13 protein-coding genes are annotated in these 23,258 nt (G+C 39.3%); 8 read left to right on the plus strand and 5 right to left on the minus strand.

What is annotated here, in order from left to right; genetic code table 11:
- The first annotated feature begins 63 nt into the window (after positions 1 to 63).
- The 7 genes from F580_RS0116995 (at position 64) to F580_RS0117025 (ending at position 10,907) form a co-directional block, all read left to right on the plus strand.
- Positions 64 to 2,697, plus strand: coding sequence for a glycoside hydrolase family 2 protein (locus tag F580_RS0116995; RefSeq protein WP_019028951.1), 2,634 nt, complete (start codon positions 64 to 66; stop codon positions 2,695 to 2,697).
- A gap of 43 nt (positions 2,698 to 2,740) precedes the next feature.
- Positions 2,741 to 3,025 (plus strand): EF-hand domain-containing protein, encoded by a 285-nt coding sequence (locus F580_RS0117000; RefSeq protein WP_019028952.1) that lies wholly within the window; start codon positions 2,741 to 2,743, stop codon positions 3,023 to 3,025.
- A gap of 100 nt (positions 3,026 to 3,125) precedes the next feature.
- Positions 3,126 to 3,959 (plus strand): alpha/beta hydrolase, encoded by an 834-nt coding sequence (locus tag F580_RS0117005; protein WP_019028953.1) that lies wholly within the window; start codon positions 3,126 to 3,128, stop codon positions 3,957 to 3,959.
- Positions 3,952 to 5,502 (plus strand): sialate O-acetylesterase, encoded by a 1,551-nt coding sequence (locus tag F580_RS0117010; RefSeq protein WP_019028954.1) that lies wholly within the window; start codon positions 3,952 to 3,954, stop codon positions 5,500 to 5,502. Before F580_RS0117005 ends, F580_RS0117010 begins: the two co-directional genes overlap by 8 nt.
- A gap of 18 nt (positions 5,503 to 5,520) precedes the next feature.
- On the plus strand, positions 5,521 to 8,046 hold the full coding sequence (locus F580_RS0117015) for a glycoside hydrolase family 95 protein (protein WP_019028955.1): 2,526 nt from the start codon (positions 5,521 to 5,523) through the stop codon (positions 8,044 to 8,046).
- A gap of 100 nt (positions 8,047 to 8,146) precedes the next feature.
- Positions 8,147 to 9,811: a hypothetical protein gene (locus F580_RS0117020; protein ID WP_019028956.1), complete on the plus strand. Its 1,665-nt coding sequence runs from the start codon at positions 8,147 to 8,149 to the stop codon at positions 9,809 to 9,811.
- A 202-nt stretch (positions 9,812 to 10,013) separates the two neighbouring features.
- The gene (locus tag F580_RS0117025; protein WP_026301509.1) at positions 10,014 to 10,907 is read left to right on the plus strand and encodes an alpha/beta hydrolase; all 894 of its coding nucleotides are present in this window, start codon (positions 10,014 to 10,016) and stop codon (positions 10,905 to 10,907) included.
- Between the two features lie 217 nt (positions 10,908 to 11,124).
- Here the strand turns inward: F580_RS0117025 and F580_RS24850 are convergent, their stop codons facing one another.
- From F580_RS24850 to F580_RS0117055, 5 genes are all read right to left on the minus strand, one after another.
- Positions 11,125 to 12,060, minus strand: a complete 936-nt coding sequence (locus F580_RS24850; protein ID WP_019028958.1) for a GntR family transcriptional regulator — start codon at positions 12,058 to 12,060, stop codon at positions 11,125 to 11,127.
- A gap of 670 nt (positions 12,061 to 12,730) precedes the next feature.
- Positions 12,731 to 15,325: a DUF1800 family protein gene (locus F580_RS25650; RefSeq protein WP_019028960.1), complete on the minus strand. Its 2,595-nt coding sequence runs from the start codon at positions 15,323 to 15,325 to the stop codon at positions 12,731 to 12,733.
- Positions 15,325 to 16,794 (minus strand): DUF1501 domain-containing protein, encoded by a 1,470-nt coding sequence (locus tag F580_RS0117045; RefSeq protein ID WP_019028961.1) that lies wholly within the window; start codon positions 16,792 to 16,794, stop codon positions 15,325 to 15,327. Before F580_RS0117045 ends, F580_RS25650 begins: the two co-directional genes overlap by 1 nt.
- A 33-nt stretch (positions 16,795 to 16,827) precedes the next feature.
- Positions 16,828 to 17,523 (minus strand): SDR family NAD(P)-dependent oxidoreductase, encoded by a 696-nt coding sequence (locus F580_RS0117050; RefSeq protein WP_019028962.1) that lies wholly within the window; start codon positions 17,521 to 17,523, stop codon positions 16,828 to 16,830.
- 9 nt (positions 17,524 to 17,532) lie between these two features.
- Positions 17,533 to 20,118, minus strand: a complete 2,586-nt coding sequence (locus F580_RS0117055; protein WP_019028963.1) for an alpha-L-rhamnosidase-related protein — start codon at positions 20,116 to 20,118, stop codon at positions 17,533 to 17,535.
- Positions 20,119 to 20,256: 138 nt separating this feature from the next.
- Between F580_RS0117055 and F580_RS0117060 the strand changes: the two genes are divergently transcribed.
- Positions 20,257 to 23,181, plus strand: coding sequence for a glycoside hydrolase family 2 protein (locus F580_RS0117060; protein ID WP_019028964.1), 2,925 nt, complete (start codon positions 20,257 to 20,259; stop codon positions 23,179 to 23,181).
- Positions 23,182 to 23,258 lie beyond the last annotated feature (77 nt).

Genomic DNA, 23,258 nt, shown 5'->3' on the forward strand with positions numbered 1-23,258 from the left:
CGTTCCCCCTATCTTACTGTGTTTTTCAAAACACATTAACAGTGAAGAGTGAATTCTTTAAAGATGAAAAAACTACAACAGTATTTACAAATAATTTTGGCTTTGAGCGTTATTTTTATAACGGCCTGTTCATATGACGAAACGAGTGACAATCATGACAAAAATAACCAAAACACTCGATTGAAAGAAAACATCAACCGAGATTGGCAGTTTACTTTTAGTTCAGAAACGGATGACTTTTCTGGTAAAGAAGCATCTGTTGGTGGCCAAAACCAAAACCAAAACCAAAACGTAAAGTGGCAAAGTGTAGGTTTGCCCCACTCTTTTAGCCTGCCCTACTATCGTTCGGAAAGTTTTTATACCGGTTATGGCTGGTACAAAAAAACGCTTCAACTTGATGGAAAGTGGTTAAACCAAACCTTAACGTTAGAGTTTGATGGTGTCTTTCAAGTAGCAGAAATCTATTTAAATGGACAGAAAGTAGGTTCTCACCGTGGTGGTTATACCGGTTTTACTGTCGATATTAGCAAAGCGGCTAAGGCCGGAGAAAATCTATTAGCGGTTCGAGTGAACAACGTATGGGACGCACAACTTGCTCCTCGTGCGGGTGAACATGTATTTAGCGGTGGCATATACCGCGATGTTTATCTTAGTGTAACTAACCCCTTGCATGTCGCTTGGAACGGTACCTTTGTTACTACGCCTACGGTGAGCAAAGAAAAAGCAATAGTTAATGTAAAAACCACCATAGAAAATAACAGCAATAAAGCCAAAGAATTTACTTTAATAACAGTCATAGCAGACAGTAACAATAATAAAATAACTGACATGCTAACAAAGACGTCTATTAACGCTGGTCAAACATTAGAACTTGAACAAAATAGCTATGAAATAAAGCAACCAAAATTATGGTCACCTGATACTCCAGAGTTATATAACGTATTTACTACTATCTATGAAGGCAACACGCTAGTTGATAGCTACCAAACTAAATTTGGTTTCAAATGGGTAGAATGGACCGCCGATAAAGGCTTCTTCTTAAATGGCGAACATTTATACCTTGAAGGCGTAAACGTGCATCAGGACCATGCTGGTTGGGGCGATGCGGTAACCAAAGCCGGTGTTTATCGTGACTTAAAACTAATGAAAGATGCTGGTTTTAATTTCATTCGTGGCTCGCACTACCCTCATCATCCTTATTTTACCCAAGTGTGTGATGAACTTGGCTTAATGTTCATCCCTGAAAACTCTATTTGGGGCATTGGTGGTTTTAAAGATGACGGTTACTGGGACTCAAGCACTTACCCTATTCATGAAAAAGATAAACCCGCTTACGAAAAAAGCGCAGCAAAAAGCCTTGAAGAGCTTATTTTGATCAATCGAAATAGCCCATCGGTAATCGCTTGGAGTATGAGTAACGAAGCTTTCTTTAGTGCCAATGAAGTCATTGATGATATGAAAGGCTTGTTATCAGATATGGTCGATTTGTCACATAAACTTGACCCTACTCGAAAAGCAATGATTGGCGGCGCACAACGAGCAGGTGTTGATATTTTAGGTGATATTGCCGGTTATAACGGTGATGGCGGCACCAGAGACAGAGATCCGGGTATCCCCAATATGGTCAGCGAATATGGCTCCTGTGTAACTGACAGACCCGGTGATTATGATGCTTGTTGGACTTCTCATATAAAAGATGGCGAAAAACCTGCATGGCGTAGTGGTCATGCCATTTGGTGTGGCTTTGATCACGGTAGTATAGCCGGCAATATGGGTGAAATGGGCATCGTAGATTTTGCTCGAATTCCAAAACGTGCTTGGTACTGGTATCGCAATTACTTTAAAGGCATTGCGCCGCCACAGTGGCCAGAACAAGGCATCGCTAAAAGTTTAAAACTGTTTGCTGATAAAACGACTATTCAAGGTACCAATGCCACGGATGACTCGCATATTAATGTTCAAGTATTAGACGCTAATGGCACGCACATTTCAAACAGCCCAACAGTCACTCTAACTATTATTTCTGGTCCAGGTGAATTTCCAACCGGCAGAAGCATTACTTTTAACAATACTACCCGTAATGAAATTCAAATCCTAGATGGTCATGCAGCAACCGAGTTTCGTTCATATCATGGTGGTATCACTGTCATTGAGGCAACATCGAAAGGTTTAGCATCAGCTCAAATTGAAATTACCACTGTTGGCAACCCAATGTTTGAAAAAGGTATTTCAAAAATTGCACAAGACCGTCCTTATATTGACTACCGTTTGACTAAAGCCATCAAGGAAGAAGTGGCCGTAAGAATATCTGACGCTCGACCAAATCGTACTAACGATAAAGGAAGCAGTGATCCTGCATGGGCTAATGACGGTCACAAATGGCGCCAATGGGCACCTGACCTTAGCAATGGCCAAGTGTGGTGGGAGCTAGACATGGAGAATTTCTACGATGTAGAGCGGGTAGAATTTACCTTTAAACCAGCTGCTGATGTAAAAATTAACATTGAAACATCGTTAAATCGCAAAGGCTGGAAAACAGTCGCTAGCGGCGAGTTTATCTCAGGTAGCGTACCAACCATTAGTTTTGACGTAAAAGACAACACCAAAGTGCGCTTTTTGAAAGTCACCTTTGTTGTTGAAGACACGTCTGTGCCATTCGGTATCGGTGAAATTGAAGTGTTTGGCAGTACAAACTAAAAACTTATACCCTTGATAATTCTAATAATAAACGGAGAAAAAAATGAAAAAATTAATATTACTTACGCTCACGTGCCTTTCGCTTACAGCGATGGCAAACACAGATATTACCGATTTTGTGAAAGTTCGGTTTGCTGATTTAGATGCCGATAATAATGGTTCTTTGAGTCTAACTGAACTGCGAGCAACATCTAGAGATTGGATGACTAAAGCAGGCTTTTCTGAAGCCAAACAAATCAGTAAAAACGAAACCAAAATGACGCAATTAGATATCAATCTAGATAAGAAAATCTCGATTGAAGAGTTTGCAGTTGTGCACAAAAAATAAGTTTTGCCCAATTTAGAGAATATCTAGCTATTTATTATCAATCATGATTTTCGATAGCTAGTTCTCTTATCAGCTTAACGTCACAATTAGCATGAACAATATGACAAAATTATCTATTTTAATTCCACTGCTTTCCATGTTTGCATTTTCGAGCTTTGGCGCAACAAAGTCTGACTCGCTAACTGCAGTTAATATGCCTTATTATTCTAACGAGATTATGCAAAGCAATATTTATATAAAACAACGTGCCGTTTTAGATGTTTATTGTCCTAACAGCGAACAATTATTGCCCACTATCGTTTGGTTTCATGGTAGTGGGTTAACCAGTGGTCAAAAGTACATTCCAAGTGCACTAAAACAACAAAGTGTTTGTGTGGTAGCGCCTAACTATCGTTTGTTTCCAAAGGTCAAATCCCCCACTTACCTAAAAGACGCTGCGGCGGCAGTCGCATGGACATTTAATAATATAGAGAATTACGGAGGCGACAAGTCTCAAATCTTTTTATCAGGTCATTCTGCAGGTGGCTATTTAGCAAGTATGGTGGGATTAGATAAAAGATGGCTAGCTGCACATAATATAGATGCTAATACTCTTGCTGGTTTAATTCCCTTCAGCGGCCATACCATTACCCATTTTACCGTTCGCAAAGAAATGGGTATCGCTGGTACACGCCCTATTATTGATAAATTAGCGCCGCTTTATCATGTTCGCTCTGACGCCCCTCCTCTGTTACTAATCACAGGTGACAGGGAGAAGGAAATGCTCGGACGTTATGAAGAAAATGCCTACATGATGCGAATGATGAAAGTCGCTGGTCATAAACAAACACAGCTGTTAGAACTTGATGGCTATGGCCACAACATCAAGGCTCCAGCCTTCCCTTTGCTACTAAACGAAGTAGCTCGATTAACGAAAAGTAGTAACGATGAATAACATAACCCGAACTTCTATAATCAAAACGAAAAATACGATGTTAACTTGGTTTTCTATTGCTGCCTTTGTCCTTTCAATGGGAGTTGCTCAAGCGCAAGTAAAATTAGCCACCGTGTTTGCCGATTCAATGGTTTTACAACGAGACTACCCGATTAATATTTGGGGAACCGCTGCAGAAGGTGAAAAAATACAGGTAAGTTTAAAAGGTAAAACTTATCAAGGCCAAGCAGATAATAAAGGCGTTTGGTTAATCTCTTTGCCCGCTCAATCCGTTGCGATAAAACAGTCGCTTAGCGTTGAAGGCGAGGCCAATACCATTAAAGTCAGTAATATTGCTTTTGGCGATGTTTATTTAGCCTCTGGACAATCGAATATGGAATTTAAAGTTAAAGAAGCGCTTACTCAATTCCCACAAGAAGACAAACTTGAACAATACCCTGACATTCGTCAATTTAAAGTTAAAAGACATTATGTTTTTAAAGGCCCTCAGCAAGATATTGAAAACGGCAACTGGCTTACTGCAAGTCAAGATACTGTCGGTGAATTTTCTGCGGTTGCCTGGTTTTTTGCTAAAGATTTATATCAAAGATACCAAGTGCCTATTGGTATCATTTCGTCAAATGTTGGGGCTACACCGGTTGAGTCATGGATGAGTGTTGAGTCTTTAGAGAACTTTCCTGAAACTCAAGCGCTGGCTTATAACTTGGCTGATAACAAATATATCAAGCAACTTAAAAAAGACTATGCGAAAGAAAGAGCTGACTGGTGGCAAAAAAATCCAACAGCTAAAAAATTACCTTTTTTGTTAATGCACCGCACTAGCCTAGATTTCAAACCGGTTGGATTATATAACGCGATGATTGCACCACTGGCTAAGATGAACTTTGCCGGGGTAATTTGGTATCAGGGAGAAAGCAATACACCTGATCCTGCCAGATATTCAGAGAAATTTTCCACCATGATCAATCAATGGCGGCAGTTATTTAATCAACCGCAATTACCTTTTATGTTTGTGCAGTTAGCTAACTTCATGCAGCCAGATGATACACCTACAGAAAGTGCATGGGCTGATATTAGAGCGGCACAAACACAGGTATTAAATACGGTAGAAAACACCGCCATGGCGCTAGCGATTGATGTCGGTGAGCGACACAATATTCATCCACTGGATAAAAAAACTGTTGGTGAGCGTTTAGCCTTAGGTGCCAGGCACCTTGTCTATGGCGATAAAGCGTTAAATTTCACTAGCCCGCTTTTTGGTACTGCCACGGTAACTGATAACCGGGTAAAGATTAACTTCAGACATATTAATAATGGCCTAATGGTTAAAGGCGAGAAACTACTGGGATTTGCCATTGCTGGCTCAGATAAAAAGTTTGCTTGGGCAAATGCAAAGTTAACAAACAATCAAGTGACCGTGTGGCTTAACAGCATTAAGGCACCTAAGTATGTTCGTTACGCTTGGGGAAATAACCCTGAAAACGCAAATTTATATAACGACCAAGGCTTACCTGCTACGCCTTTTAGCTATAAATTAAAATAAAGACAAAGGAATAACACCTTGAAAAACAATAAATATAATAATGTTAAAAGCTCAATAAAGTTGAGCGTTTTAGCTGTTGTCGCAGTGTTAGTAAGTGCATGTGGAGATGGTTCTAAAGCGCCTGAATCTAAATCGGCTCTTAATACATCAGATAAAAGCAGCCAACAAATCCAAGCCAGCAGTGGTCAAAACCGTCTATGGTATAAACAACCTGCGACAGATTGGATGACTGAGGCATTGCCAATAGGCAATGGCTATATGGGTGCCATGCTATTTGGTGGTATTAATGAAGACAGGATTCAATTTAACGAACAATCTTTATGGGCGGGAGGCCCCGGAGCCAGTAAAAACTACAACAGCGGTCTCCGTAAAGATGCTCACAAGGCATTACCAGCCATTCGAGAATTAGTCACCCAGGGTAAATTCGAACTAGCCCATAAACTAGCCAGTAAAGAATTAACCGGCCATATCAGCAAAGAAGAAAAAAATGCCAAAGGTCATAGTTTTGGTGACTTTGGCTCATTTCAAGCCTTTGCTGATGTTTATGTCAGCCAAGGTTCAACGACTGTACCTACCCATTATTCCAGAGCGCTTGATCTTGAAACAGGTGTTGCTACGGTAAATTACCTTGACGGTGATGTTAATCATAAACGTGAATACTTTGCTAACTACCCTTCTCGGGTAATGGCATTTCATTATGAAAATGATGCTGCTGTCGGTGCTGATTACACTATTCGATTTGATTCTCTTCACCCTCACCAAGTTACCAGTGAAAACAATACCTTAATATTGACTGGCCATGTTGCTGACAATAATATGGCCATGGAAGCGAGGTTAGAAATTCGAATACAAGGCGGAGAAGTAAGCTTTAAAGACGGCAAAGCTAACATTACTGGCGCTAAAGCAATGACATTGCTGTTAACCGCAGCAACTGATTATCAAAGCCAAGCACCGAAATATAAAGGTAATGATTACACCGCGTTTAATATAAAAACCTTAACCTCTGTCACTAATAAAGATTATCAAAACTTATTGACTGAACATGTTAACGATTACCAAGCCCTCTATCACAGAGTCGCGCTAACACTTGATGATGGTAAGGACTCTAAAAATGCTGATTTAGTTAAAAATATTCCTACCGACCAACGTATTTTAAATTACAGCAAAAGCCCGAGTGACTTAGGATTAGAAACATTATTCTTCCAATACGGTCGTTACCTACTCATTAGCAGCTCTAGACCCGGTTCTTTACCCGCTAACCTACAAGGTAAATGGAATGATTCTCTCGTGCCTGCATGGGCATCTGATTACCACTTTAATATTAATGCACAAATGATTTATTGGCCTGCAGAAGTCACTAACTTAGCTGAAACCCATGTACCCTTTCTTGAGTACACTCAAAGCCTGGTAGAACCGGGCCAAGCAAGTGCGAAAGCGTTTTTTGGTGTTAATGGTTGGGTGGTTAATACCATGAATAACATCTTTGGTTATACCTCAACTGGTTGGGGTTTTCCTTGGGGTTACTTCCCCGCGGGGGCTGCTTGGGTGAGCCAACATCAATGGCAACATTATGACTTTAATGGCGATGAATCATTTCTTGCACAAGGTGCTTTACCAACAATGGAACAAGCGTCGTTATTTTGGTTAGAGTACTTGCAAGAAAATGCACAGGGACAGCTTATTTCAATTCCAAGCTACTCACCTGAGCATGGCGGTATATCTGGTGGTGCGTCTATGGATCATCAAATCGTTTATAACCTCTTTACTAACTACCTAAAAGCTTGTCAGGTTTCCTCATTCAGCTGCGCTTATACAGACAGAGTGGCTTCAGCGAAAGAAAAATTACTTCCTCCACAAATAGGAAAATGGGGACAACTACAAGAATGGGCTGAAGACTTAGATGATCCAAACAATAAACATCGTCACGTATCACATATGTTTGCCATTTATCCAGGTAACCAAATTGGCCGACTTAGCACTCCTGAGTTAGCCGAAGCAGCGAAAGTATCACTCAATGCTCGAGGGGATGGCGGAACAGGCTGGTCTTTAGGCTGGAAAATTAATTTGTGGGCTCGATTAGCCGACGGTAACCGCGCCCATAAATTACTACAACGCACCATGCGTTCAGTGGGTTTTAAAGAAACGGATAGTTCAGGTGTATTAGTGAATAACCACGGAGACTATGACAGTGGTGTTTATCACAATTTCTTATCTGCGCACCCTCCTTTCCAACTGGATGGCAATATGGGCGCAACCGCGGGCATAGCTGAAATGTTATTACAGTCTCATGATAGCGCAATAGAGTTATTACCAGCACTACCTGATGCATGGTCTAAGGGACAAATTAAAGGCTTACGTGCTCGTGGTGGTTTTGAAATAGATATTGCTTGGGATAAAGGTCAGCTTGTTTCTGCCAATATCCGAAAAGTGACTCAAAACGCAACGGGTAAAACCGTAAAAGTTAAATACGGTGAAAAAGAAATAACCATTAAAGATGAAATCGGTTTGTCTGTGCAACTTGATAATAACTTAGACAAACAATAACCAATAGTTTTTTGAGCACATAGTCGCTGAATTATCAATGAATTGTCAGTGACTATGCGCATCTTGATTTATCGTAAAATACCAACACTTTGGGAACTCCATGAAACACTTAATATCGTCACTGATACTTTTATTGGCGGCAACTCACCAAGTTAGCGCACAAGTAGTGATAGACATTGACGCCAACAAAATAAGCCATACCGTTCATCCAATGATACAAGGGCAAGGTTTAGTTTATTCAATAGAAAACGATGTTATTTATGCCGATGGCTCTATGGCGCAATTATATAAAAACATTGGCGCGGGTTTTCTCCGTTGGCCAGGTGGAACCGTTTCTACCATGTATCACTGGAATGATTTGACCGGTGTGGGTTGGGTTGACCAGTGGAATCCTAATTACAATACGTCAAGCAATGAAAACCCTTCACAATATATGGATTTGGATGAGTATATAATCCTGAGCAATGCCGCTGGCACTGAACCTATGTTGGGTATTAACCTAAGCTCAGGAATGGAATGGGATAGACAGGCTGATGCACTACAAGAAGCGATTGATATGATTGAATATTGTCAATCTCAGAATTTTGACGTTAAGTACTTCTACCTTGACAATGAAACCTACCATTCAGGCAATGGATACAATAAAGATAAAGACAACGACGGTGAGCATTGGACACCACAAAGCTACGCTGAGCAGATCAATATTTACGCCGCAGAAATCAAAAAGCTGGTGCCCGATGCTAAAATCATTGCCAACTGGAAACAACATCTACGAAAAAATGTCAGTGACTATACCACCTTAATTAATAGTGCTGGCGACAACATAGATTACATTGATGTGCATTGGTATTGGAAATGGGATGCCTCCACTTGGGATGCTTGGAAAGAAAAAACTCCCATGGAGAATGAAACCGAGTGGTATGACGGCGGCACCTATGTCGAGGAGATAAAATACTTCAATAACATGGTCGCTAACTTAGGTAAACCACATATAAAATTAGCGTCGTTAGAATGGAATGTCGCGCCGGGAGATCACAATAGCAACCCTGATCACACCCCGTTCCAAACTGCCTTAATGGCCTCTGAAATGCAATTGCAATTTATTCAAGGTGGCCTTGAATTAGCCTCAATGTGGACCACTCAATGGGCCGGCAGTGCAACAGGACAGTTTCAGGTTTTAGTTGACTCTGACAACAATAATAGCCCCAACCCTATGGCTAAAGTCTTTGAGTTATACAAACATGCCATTAACGGTGATGTGGTCAGCAGTACCTCTACCGATAATAAAATAATGACCACAACGGTAATAAAAGATAACAAAGCGTTTGTTTATTTGTTAAATAAAAAAGACAGCACTGAAGAAGTGGAGTTCACCATTGACGGTTACAGCATTGATAAAGTCAATCAAGCAAGAACCTTCAGATCACCCGGGGAATTGTCTGACGTCAACCCATTGAGCGATGCTACAACTGGCAACTACATGGCAGACATAGCAGCCAATAGCCTAACTATGATCGAGTTTAGTCTCGAAGCTGACTCGGTAACTGAAACACCAGCAGAACCTGAGACTGAAACACCAGCAGAACCTGAGACTGAAACACCAGCAGAGACCGAGACTGAAACACCAACAGAGCCCGTGACTGAAACACCAACAGAAGCTGAAGATACTGAAAAAGACTCAAAAAGCTCTGGTGGCAGTATGTCCTTTATCAGTTTATTGACACTAATGATATTTAGCCGTCGTATAAACATCACAAAAAACTGAGGAAAATGCTTTATAAGGCACTGATATACCTCTTTATGTTTTTTTGCCTATTGCTAATACCACTCAAGCACAGCAGCCTAATATCATCTTGATTTAGGCAATGGCTATATTCATTGGCAACAATGTAGTTTAAACATCAAGTTTTAAGTTTCTTCCAATCTATCAAGTTCTTAATGACAACATTTATTTAAAACAGGTAACTATGATGAAATACCTACTAAAAAAAGTAATGTTACTGATGAGTATGATACTAACAATGTGTCTATCAGCCATTCAAGTACATGCCGCCGAACCCATCATATGGAAATTATGGCCAGGTGAACCACCTGGCGGCAATGTCAAACTACCACCAGAATATGACAAAACGAAGAAAGATGGAAAACTTATAGCAGGTCGTCCAGTTATTCGCTTGACCAATGTGACTAAACCGACACTAGCGATTTACCAACCCAACAAAGAAATAGCTACCGGCACTGCAATCATCATTGCACCAGGTGGCGGTACGTCGATTCTGGCTTACGATTTAGAAGGCACGGAAGTCGCCGAGTGGTTAACTTCTATTGGCGTCACAGCCATTGTATTGAAATATCGCGTACCCGGTCGAGCCTTTAACAAAGACAAAAACTGGCTTGCCGCTGCACAAGATGGTCAGCGTGCCGTCAGTCTTGTTCGAGGCAGAGCGGCCGAACTGGGCATTAAAGCAGACAAAATTGGCATAATGGGATTCTCTGCTGGTGGCATCGCTGTAGGATTTACTTCCATTATTAAAGAGCGTAGTTATCAGCCGGTAGACCAATACGACGAAGTTTCGTTTACCGCCAATTTTGCTGCCCCTATTTATATGGGTGGACTACCTGATAATCCAAGCATCAACAAACAAACACCGCCTTTTTTTATGGTGATTGCTCATGATGACAAGTATTCTTCACTGAATGTTGTCGAAACATACATCGCCTTAAAAAAAGCAGGGGCTTCCGCAGAGCTGCATATCTATGAAAGCGGTGGCCATGGCTACGGTTTGCGTAAAACGGGACTACCTGTAGCAAGCTGGCCAGAACGGATGAAAGAATGGATGATTCGGCTAAAACTTTTGTAACTATTATAATAATGACAGCAGAAGTTTCTTGCTCTAATTTGGGAGAATAGCCTTGGTTAAGCAAGGACATCATCAATTGAGCACAAGAGTGTCCCCTTAATATTATTTTTTATAGCGTTTGTTATTATGAATGTAAAACATTTACCACTAAAGCAGCCCCAAACTTAAATGGCAGCAACTTTAAAAAAAACAGTCTTTATCGAAGAGCAAGCTATGTCTAGTTGATGTATATTGTATTGCTTTGTTTAGTATTTAATATTTTTACGCAGACCAGTAAGTTTTTTTGGGTAGACTGCATTACTGTTTTCATCGTTAAAATAGCATTAACACCATCGTGACTCAGTAGGTAGGTTAGCAATTCAATGTGCTGATCTAAAGCTATTTTTGTAGCTGCTAGTTTGCCTTTTTTATCCCACAAAGAGTAGTAATGGCAGACCAGAAATACTATATCGAAAAACTTATTGGTGAAACGATTTTTAGACGCTTGTTGTATCGCACAGTGAAAACGCCTGTCCAATTGGTGAAACTCGCTATGGCGTTCATCAAAATCATCTCTAACTTGTTGGTGCTGACAGAGTATATCCCGAAAAACATCCCAAATATGATTGTCTCGTGATAATTTTAGTAAATTGAGAATTGAATTAATCTCTAGCATTTCTCTAAACTCTGTTAATTCAATTATCAGTTCTTCATCTAATTCCACCACTTTCCATCCGGACCTTGGTATCTTTTCAATTAAACAATTTCTGGAAAACCTATTGAGAAACTCTCTTATCGTAGATGTTGTACAGCCTGATTTTTTAGATAATTCCAATTCGGAGAACTTATCGCCTGGCAATAAATCGCCAGACATGAGCTGATTTATAAAAAATGTTTCTATCCGATCGTATTTTGAACGTTCATTATTATCAAGATAAAAGTAATCACACGCTTTTGGCTGACGTAAAATAATTTTATATTTTTTTGTGCGTTGTATTATTTGCTCATCACATAGCCAAAAGATCACTTCCCTTATCGTTGAACGACTAACGTTAAATAACTTACACAATTTGATGTCACTTATTAAGTTGGAACCATTTTTCTCTGCCATGACAATTAGATTAAGTAAATTATTTATCGTTGATTTAATTAAATACGTTCTATCTGTTTTCAAACTAGCTTTACCCCTCTTTCTACCTTTGTTGTTAAAATAACTAATTATCCTCAACATGTGATAATTGAATAGTCACATACAGAAAGAGAACAATTTATTCTTCCCTAAATTTGATAGATATATATAAGACGTATAGCAAACAAAAATGTACAAGATTGATCGACATATAATTGAATAGAACTAACCTGGTCAAAAATTCAGGTTTAAAAGTTCAATTTGAGTAGCGCAGTAAAGTCCCTACTTAGGTCTTCCGGTGGTAAGTTGATGGATTCGAAAAGTTACAGAAGAATCTCACGAGAAATGAAAACACTTAGTAAAAATGATTAAGTTAGAGGTAATAACACGGGTTTATTTACTTTAAGCAGAATGGTTCGATGCAGTTTTAACAAGGTACCTTTGTGGGGACAAAAACAGCCTGCTACAGTCTGCTTATCATTCAAAATTAGATTCGCAAAGTGGCAAAAGTTAACGTTCAGAGCGACACGCTTCTGGCTGCTATGTACTCTGACCCCATTTTGTGGACACACTATAATTGTAGTAGAGATACAACAGCAGGCGTTTCATGGCAAAAGCCAAAAGTTATCAAAGATACCTGCTGAGTTTAAAGGTATGGCTTTACACAAGCATAGAAAAACACTCAACAAAAAATAGAGTGTTTTATATTATGCCCTTATTTTTGTACCATAAATTCAGGTGAGTTTACCAAGCCATAAACCGCTAGATTTAACCGTACGCTTTCATCTGAACTACTCACAATAGCGTCTAATACAGCATCATAAGTAACTGAATTACTACTTTGTGATAATTGACCTGCATTTAGGTAAAAGTCTAAGTAATCAATGACTGAAGTCGCTTTATCGGTATCTGTACCAGAGGTGTTTTGCCAAATATTGATTAGCCTATCATATTTAACCTTGACCAATAAATCGGCTTTAGCATAATCGCTATTCTTATAGGCTGAATTTCGGACAAAGCCCTTTGCTAAAAAGGTATCGAAAACATTCATGGTGGTAAATAATTGACTTTCTGTCATCATTTGTAATTCTGGTGAAACTAAAGCATTACTGGCTAACTCTCCTGTCGGTGCAAAATCAGGTAAAAAGAAATTAAACACTGAATCTGAGCCTAAACTCCTTTGACCAAGCGCTAAATCCCCCAAGCGCATTAAAGTAGCATTACTATCAAACTGTGCTTTATATTGATAATTCAACCCTGCGGTTGAAAAATCAATGGGTGAACTAGCTTCCAGTAAACGCATTAATGACGATAAACGTAATATAGGCTCTTTTACTTTCCCAAAAGTTGCTGAGTCAGCAACCGAGGGGTTTCTGGCTTCTGGATCTAATAAAATAGCTTTAATGGTTTTATTTAAATTACCCTGGACCCCAAAAGCTTTGCTAACACGATTGATATAATCTGCACTAGGGTTCGATACGACTAAACGTTGAATTAAGCGCCTGGCAATAAACGGTGCTGTGGTTGGATGCGCTACTATTTTATCTAAAACATAACTAAGCTCGGCATCCGCATTGGCGAGACTCGCATTGCTGGCTTGAACAACGACATTTTGATTACCATCATTAAAAAGGGTTTTCTCACCGAAATCATGGAAGTTAGTAAAAAACTTCATCGGCTCTGTCCAGCGATACTGATATTTATTAAACTGCTCTCCTTTTAAAAAGTAATTATTATCAACCATTTCACCTTTGTTATTGTTGGCTGCACTAAAACTTAAGCCGGTAAAAACACGCGCCATTTCTTTTATTACCGTATTATCATAAGTCGCGGTTGGTAAGCTATCATCACCTAATTTAATAGCACCATTAGCTTGTCGATGAATTAAACCAAAACTAAACAATTGCATAATTTCACGGGCATAGTTTTCATCCGGAAAAACACCATCGTCTGGGTTAGCTTTTGCATTTTTTAGATGGCTGAGCCATGTCCCCATAATTGCATGGCGACTTGCTTGCTCAATTGTATTTCTGTAGGTACCAAAAGCATTACTCGCCAGCATATCCCAATAATCTGCAACGCCTCGATATGCTTTGCGAACACTGGTCACCTGATCACCAACAACCAGTATCTCACTTAACGCAAATGCCACTCGTTGCCGTAATTGATCTTTACCATAAATGGCAATTGGCCAAAATGAATCTCTGCGCGCATGCCAACCATCTTCTTCAGGAAAAAATGCGTTAGTCGCATCGGTCAACTCAAGCATACTGGTTTGAGGTAATAACATCTGCTCGTCAATCCAAGCTTCATACACTTCTAAGCGATTACTACCCGTTTCATCAATTTTATCTCTCAGGGCTTGATAAGTTTCAGGCGTTGCTCCATAGGTTGCTTGCGTTAAGAAGCGAATGATATCTCTATCAATGTCTTCACTGGTTAACGTGCTATTTTCAGGAGGAGTAACGGTTGAATCCAAATTAAGTAATGCTGATATTTCACCTGATGGGTATTCTGCGGTGTGAATATTGATAAAAAATTCACCAGCAAAGAGTACATCTAACATTTGTTGTCTTGTGGTAAATGGCCCACCGGGTGATAAATCCCAAACATAATTGTTTATGCCACCTAAGTGTTCAATGTCCTTAATCATTGTTCCTGATGGGGCTAAATGAATATGTTGATCTGTTTGAACTGATCCTAAACCTTCAAATTGATAACTTAGCAGTGCTTGCTTATTATCACCTTGTAGAACCAAGCTCATTAAACCTGTAGCCGTTGTAATTGCATTACCTTGAGGGGAAAAATAGCCAATAAACACCTTACCATTTTCATTGGTGTTTTCAGCGTCAATAATTACAATACTACTAGTGTAATTACTTGAGACTTGGTAACTCGAACCTTCAGAAATTGTTAGCGTTAATGTCTCAGGTACTTCATGTAAATTATCATCAATGGGCTGTACTTCAATGATTCGGCTGTTTTGATTCTCGGCTAATTCAAATGTAGAGCCAACATCACTACCGTCTGCATAGACTAATTTATAATCACCGGCTTCTGTAGACCCCATTGTTTCATCACTGTGTCCTGAAGCTATAAAACTAATCTCCAGCGCGCTAGTTGTTCCGGTACGTGCAATACTGAACTTTGCAAAAGTACTACTGGCTTCCACAGCCACGGCTGTTACTTGAGTAATTGATATACTGGGTTTAATCACCGGCTCTGCAATTTTTGGTTTCTCAGGTTCAGCGGAATCACCACAAGCTGTTAATAAAGCGGTGGTTAATAAAAATGCTAAATAATTTTTCATTACGCTATCTCCCCTACTTTGAATAAATCAAGGTTAGATAATTCACTAAATGGGTCATCAAAATTAGCCAAGGAAGGAAATATAGACGTTAATTCAGATTTTTCTACACCAAACCAATGGGCGATTACGGCACTCACTTGAGATGTTGATGTGGTAGGAATCCAACGACCTCTTTTACTATCTGAATCAAGCCCTTGCCCAACTTGTAGATCAGGGTGTTGACCAAAAAATTTACCACCATTAACCATATCGCCCATTAACATAGCATGACCGCCCCAAGCATGATCTGTTCCTGCATTCGCATTGGTACTATTGGGTGTTAATGTTCTACCAAATTCAGAACCAGAAAAGGTTAACACTTTATCAAAATCACCTAAGGCAACTAAGCAATCTCTAAAAGCTTTTAACGCGTTATTTAAATCAGTCATCAGTAACTGATGATCAGCTAAGACATTTTTATGGGTATCAAAACCACCCATTTTTACAAAAAAGACCGGACGATTATTTGTATTTGAACTTTTACCCGCAATAAGTTTAACAATGGTTTTTAGCTGTTTACCTACATTTGACTCCGAAGCCCCCGCCTGTTCAAAAATGCTATTAAAATTTACACCCGTGCCATCAGCAATATCAAACGCTGTATTTAGCACTTGTTGTGCATGTCTTGCACTAGTAAATGTTTGTTGGTATTTTTTCCCCATCAAGTTGTTAATATCATCAGCATTGGCAAAATATCGCTCAACCATCGTTTTACGTGCGCCACTAAAGCCATTTAAGTTCGTTACGCCATTTTTATTCATAACAAAGGGGTTTATTAAGCTGTTTTTACTTACCTGAAAGGAGTTAAGCCCTGACGTTGAAATTAACGGGGATACAAAGCCATCGGTATTATAAGTGCTGGTTAGTTCCGCAATTCTGCCACCCCAGCCATAACGAAAGGGGTTGGTTGGCTCGCTCTGATATTGTTTTTGCTGATCTGCATGAGAAAAAAGCTGGGGTGGTAGTGACACGGTCTTATTTTTGAATTGTTCACGTGTAGTGGGTTCAACTAAATTACCGGTATTGCAAATAAAGGATAATTCTTCTTGATTGAACATGTCTGCCATATCACTACAACTTGGGTGTAAACCAAATTCATTAGAAGTGTCGCCCCCATAAACTTGAGCGGCTTTCTTTAAAGACAATGGATGTAATGTATTCTCAGCTAAAGCGACAACTCCCCGAGAGTCATCATAGCGTTGCCTTAAAACCCCCTCGCCTGTTGGTACGATCATATTGTTAGCATCGTTGCCACCGGCAAGAAAAACATAAACAAGCGCTTTATAATCTGTTGATGATTGTGCAAGCGCTTGTCGAGCATTAAACATGCTAAAGAAGCCTGTACTTCCCACTACAGCTGCTGAGCCAAAGGTAAGTGATTTATTTAAAAACCGACGTCGTGACAACATATTATTTTTATTTTCACTCATATATCAATAAACCCTATGGTTATGTTTTAATTATCAATAATTCATTTCAATTTCTGGACGAATAATCAGTTCATGAATATGGCTGTTATCGGAGGTAAATAGCATTGATAGTGCAGCTTCGGCCACGTCTTCTGCTTGCAAATACTCTTGTCGGTCTGCTGCTCTAAAGTCAGTATTTACCCCGCCAGGGTAAAGCGACAATACTTTAATTCCACTGCCATTAAGTTCTTTTCGTAAAACTTTAGTGTGCATATCAAGTGCTGCCTTGCTGGCAGAATATTGAGCAGTATTTGGGTTGGCAAACAAACAAGTAGTGGAAAGCACATTGAGTATGATGCCACGGCTTCGTTCTCGCATACTTGGCAACACGGCATGAATTAACCGCAAAGGTGCAAAATAGTTAATATCTAACATGTGTTGTAACTGTTTCCAGTCTGGATCGCTCGCAGGTGCCCGCGAAGAGTTTAATCCGGCACAGTTTACTAGAATATCTATCGGTCCTAATTTTTTCTGCGCATGTTTTACAAATTTAGTTAAGCTATCCAGTTCAGATAAGCAAAAAGTCTCTGAGTATATTTTTACCCTATCATCAAGTTGCTCAAGGGTATTATTCAGTTTTTTTTGTTGTCGACCACACAAGCTTAGGGTGTATCCCTGTTGAGATAATTTAATGGCAAGTTGTTTGCCTATGCCTGAAGATGCACCTGTAATTAATATATGTTTCGTCATAAATGGCTCTTAATCCGTCTGAATATTTGTTAGCAAGAATTGATGAACACCTGCAGATAAGGTAGTGCCTGCATATGAATTACCTGAAAATGTGACCGGATCTAATTCTACCTGCACTCCTTTGGGAATGGTTATCTTAAGTTGCTTTTGATTAGCGTCCTTCAGCCAATTTATTTTTAATTTTCCATATGGTGTAGGAATTGTTGCGGTTAAATTTGCAAATGAATGAAAACGATTAAACAATTTAATGGTTTTCATGCCTGGTGAAATAGGCTCAACACCAACTAAAAACTGTGCAAATAAAGCTGGTGCAAATGCACTTTCAGTTTGGGCATCTGATCGTGTTCTGCCGTTATCAACAAATTTTCCTGACCGTCCCGTACCATTTAGCCACCACTCTTCCCAAAATGTACCGTTATATTGTGGGGATAACATATGAGCAAAGCGTTCATTCAATAAAGCGAATGACTCATCAATATAGCCATAGTTCGCGATGCCTTTATGCAAATAATAAGACATCGCAGGGGTGACAACAGTCATATTATCAAAACGGCTAATAAGATTATTGTCATCATCTTTTAACAAGTGTTTGATAACCCTATTGGCTTGCTCTTTTGTCGCTATGTTTAGTGCCAATGCCATAGCATTAGCATGTTCACTAAACTGACTCGACTGTTTGCCTTGACCTAGTTTGTTATTGATAAGCGCATCAACAAAAAGTCCTTTTTTCTGATGCCAAAATTTATTTTGTATCGCCTTTCGCATCCGTTTTGCCTGCTGACGATAGTTATCGCTACCTTTAACACCCAGCCACTCTAATACTTGAGCATAATTTTCCAATGCATGTAGGTAATGACCATTTAAGGTTAAATTAGCCCCACGCCGATCATTTTTGGCATGATCTAACCAATAGGCAAAAGGAGGTTCATCTAACAAGCCATCTTCATTAGTATAATTAGCAAGCAAACCCAGTAGTTTATCTGCAGAGGGCAATAAATCTCGCACTGTTTTTTCATCACCGGTATACAAAAAATAATGATGTAAACTACTTAACCACAACAAGTTAGAATCTAAAATCACCATGAAATTATTGTTCATTTGCGGTGCGTAGGCTGGCATTAAACCATTGGCATACTGTTCTTGGGCAACTTGCAGTAAATATCGTCTTTGTAAATGCTGATCAGCAAATAAATAATAGTTACCTAGCGCAGCATAAAAGCCCGTTTGTGAATACTGCCGGCGTTCGCGGTAATTATCAGTGAAGGCATCAGTGGTCGCAGCTTTTATCGTTTTCGCTGTCGCTTGCATGTATTTATCTAGCCAAGGCGATTGTTGAGAAGATATTTTCCCTTTTAGTTCAAAGGGGTAACTAATTTCATGAATGCCAAAATCGTCAATTGTTAACGGTTTTTTCTCGGTTGATACAAGTAACCCCAAATAACGCGCAGGTTTAAAATAAGTTGCCTGCCAAGTATCTTGTTCACCCGACAGATAAACTTGGTCAATTAAATTGCTGTCTATGGTGTGATAGCCAAATTCATTATTTAGCATAAAGGGTTTGCTGATCACTTCTACTTTACTACCTTTTGCTCCTTGTAATTTGAAAAAAGGCAAGCCATTTCGGACCTGACCAAAATCAAAAACCAATAACCAAGGCCTAGCTGATTTAGGTAACGTTATACTTCCATCTTCATGCCAATTATTTATCTGTGATTCAATTAAAGGCGCTATTTTATTATTCAATTTAATGATAGGAATTTTACTTAACTTTTTTGGAAAGGTATCGGTATTAAGTAGGTAGTCATCAACCTGTCCAGCAAAAATGAGACGTTTAGCTCTGACTTTATTTTCATTCAATTTAGGAATATCACGAGCAACTAATGCTGTCCATGGCGGAGTAAAAGAAGAGGCGTTATCATTCTTTTGTGGTTTGGGCCAACCAACATTGCGCATTAATACTTGTGCTTGACGCCAACCATTATCGTTAAAATCAAGTTGTTGCCAATTTTTTAGTGACTTATTCAAATCGACCAAGTCATTAACTTGTTGATGAAAACGACTCATTTTTATTTCATTTACATCCCAACTTGCATCAACATGAGTTAACCAGTTTTCATCACTAATTATTATCGTTGCTTCATCATCAGTCTGTAGTGATAATTGAGCCAATAGACCAGCACGTGTTTGATGTTGATAACTATTTACGCTGTCTTTAAAGTGCACTTTAACCGCAATAAGATTTTCACCTTCGGTTAATAAACTTTCAAGTTGCCAAGTATCATAAGACTGATGATGAGGAGCACTCCTTGCCGGACCTCGTGATATATAAACACCATTAACATATAACTGGTATACACTCGATGCACTGATATGCAGCGTAGCATTGACTGGTTTTCCTTTAATTTCGAAGCTACGCCTAAATAACTGCATCGAACTATTCCCATGACCCCAGAGCCACTTCGCCTGCCAACGAGTAGGTTGAGAATCGATACTGCTATTTTGATTTCCACCAAGAGAGTAATTACTTTGAGCTTGTAGTGTTCCACAAAAAATAACTAACGAAAAACAATACAAAAACCTCAACCAAATAGACATCGATTTCACCTTAACTAAATTCTTATTCTTGCATCTACAAACAGAGTTATATACAGTAACACCAATCATTTGGGAACGTTATCCCTTTATTCTATTTAAAAAATATCTCTAACATTATCATTTTAAGGAACTGTTCTAGTGAGCAATATTATCAAATCATTTTTAATACTATTTATTGTCTTTAGTACAAATGTAATTGCACAACAAAAACATGAAAACACAGTATCACTTAACGGTACATGGCAGATTATTTTTGACAAAGAAAACATTTCAAGAGCTCAAAAACTCTATAAAAATAAGAACTTTCTTGCCCAAACAAATATTCGAAACATTGAGGTTCCCAGTGTTTGGGAACTAAAAGAAAAAGACTATGAGGGTGTTGCTCTTTATCGCCGTACTTTTACTGCCCCGAAAAAGTGGCAAGATAAAATCACCCATATTTCGTTCGATGCGGTCAATTATCGTGCTGAAGTTTACCTTAATGACCATGTTGTTGGCGTGCATGAAGGAGGTTTTACCCCTTTTAGTTTCCGCATTGATTCAATGTTGAACTTTGATAAAGAAAATGTCATCACCTTACGAGTGCTCGGCCCTATTTTATTAGACACTGACAAAGTAATCGATGGGTTTGGCGCCATGGAAACACCACAGTGGCGTGGTGGTATTAGTGGTGGGATATGGCAGTCAGTTCGCCTGGTTACTACGGGTAAAAGTTATATTAAGGATATTTATGTTCAACCAAACTATCGAACAAGCCAAGCTAAAGTCACTTTATCAACGACCAACTTTGGTGAGTTTTCTAGCCAAGATCTAGTAAGTTTTGAAATAACTGAAGTGGCGACCAACAAAGTTGTCGTAACCAAAAAAATCAAACACAAATTTCAGGCAGGCCAAAATCAACTTGTTGAAACGATTGATATTCCCAATGCTAAAACTTGGTCACCTAGTAGCCCTAACCTATATAAACTAACCGTGAGTATTGAGAGTCAAGGTAAAATCAGTGATACCGTTAGTGATCGTTTTGGTTTACGTGAGTTTTCTATTAACAACAAACGTTTTGTGCTAAATGGTAAAGAAATATACGTAAAAGCGGTATTTCTTGAAGGGGTATATCCGGTAGGTATTGCCACACCGGTTGATATAAACATGGCACGAAAAGAAATAAGGCTGGCTAAAGAAGCAGGCTTTAACATGATCCGCCCATGGCGCCGTCCACCGCCACCTAAATGGTTAGATTTAGCCGATGAAATCGGCGTTTTGGTCATAGGCTCACCGGCACTTGAGTGCATGGATTTACCGGTAAGTACACCTGACTTACCCAACAGAGTTATTGCTGAATTAAAACAAACGATACTTCGTGATCGCAATCGCGCCAGTGTTGTTATGTGGGAATTATATAACGAAGTACGCCGACCTATTTTAAAACAAATGATGGCTGAAACCTCAATGATGGCGAGAGATATTGACCCTTCTCGCTTAATTCTTGATGAGTCAGGTGGTTGGGCATTTGGTGCAAAAGTTTATTTGCCCAATGAGCGCGACTTTATCTCTTTTAATGACGTACATACCTACCCTGGCCCCAATGTTACCAACGCTTTTTATGATAAGTTCTTGGGTGTTTCTTATACCAAAGAAGAACGAAAAAAGCTTAATATTAAAGGTAAGCCTATTGGTCATAACTTAAAGACTGGGGCAATGTCATTTGTTTCTGAATTAGGTTATGGCAGCTATGTTGACTTTGATAAAGTTAATGCCCGTTTTTCCAAAGAAGGCAATCCTATTGCGCCCCCTACTCGTTATCATCAGCAATTAGGCAGTCAACTAAATGAATTACTGACTTCACAATTAAGCGATATTTATGCAACACCGCTTGATTTCTATAATGAGCAACAAGAAATTCATGGTAAAGCTAATGCAAGAATGATTGAAGCTACCCGTGCTAACCCTAAAATAGCTGGCTATTGTGTGCATGCCTTAACCGGTGGTGACTGGGTGATGGGCGCAGGATTGCTTGATATTTGGCGTGACCCTAAACCAGCCGTTTACACCCGTACCCAAATGGCAAACAAGCCGCGTATTTTAACCATTCGAACCTTCCCTCGCTCTGCTTATCAAGGGGAGAAGGTAAGAATTACCGTTAAAGGAATAAATGATAATGAAAAAATTTCAGGTACATTTAAGCTATCGGTTAAAAACTCGCAAGGTAAAACAATTTGGCAAACTGAATCCAATATAGATTTTGAACATGCTATATCAGATTTACTTGATCAAAAGATAACAACCGATAAGTTAACAGGTACCTATACCGTTAATGCTGAAATTATAGATAACCATGGCAACTCGATAGCAGCCAATAACTTTGACTTTGATGTCTTTAGCGTCAAAAGCAATAATGCTATTGGTGCGTTTGCAGTCGTTGACCAAACCGGTAGTGTTAAAAGCTTCTTAAACAAACAAGGCATTAAGTTTTCAGCATTCAATAATAATACATCGATAAATACGCCGGTACTTGTGGCGATGAAACTTAAGAAACAAGAGCAGCAAGTAGCGTTGAATAAACAGTTATCTGACTTTGCCAAACGTGGTGGCAAAGTCACCTACGTGCAGTTCCCCTACATAGGCCCTAAATGGAAAGACGGCGTATTAGGTAAAGGCTTCTCAATGAACATGCCTATTAATATTAAAATGAAAGCCTCTCAAGGATTATGGGGCGGCATGAGTCATGTTGTTGCCGACCATCCTATTTTCAAGGGACTTCCGTCTAGCAAAGCCATGCAAGGTGTTTATGAAAATGTTCGGGCAAAAATCAGCATGATTAACTTAAACACTAAACCAATAGTTACCGTCGTTGCTAATGATAATTTTCCTGATATGACCTTAATGAAGCGTCATTATAAAGGTACTGGCGATGTTTGGTCTGGCTCAGACTTATCAGAAGTTAAACATGGTAAAGGCACATTACTATTATCTACCATGCGAATAGTGCCTCACTTAGGTGATGATCCTGTCGCGGATACACTGTTATTAAATCTCCTTGCTTATATAACTAAGCCTCGGCACTAAACTAAGTGCTCAAGCCTTTCAGGATGATTAATTGCTGCTGACCATATTAGTCATTGCTTCGCGACGACTTTACAAGT

Origin of the sequence: Colwellia piezophila ATCC BAA-637 (assembly GCF_000378625.1) — a bacterium.
GTDB classification, from domain to species: Bacteria; Pseudomonadota; Gammaproteobacteria; order Enterobacterales; family Alteromonadaceae; genus Colwellia; species Colwellia piezophila.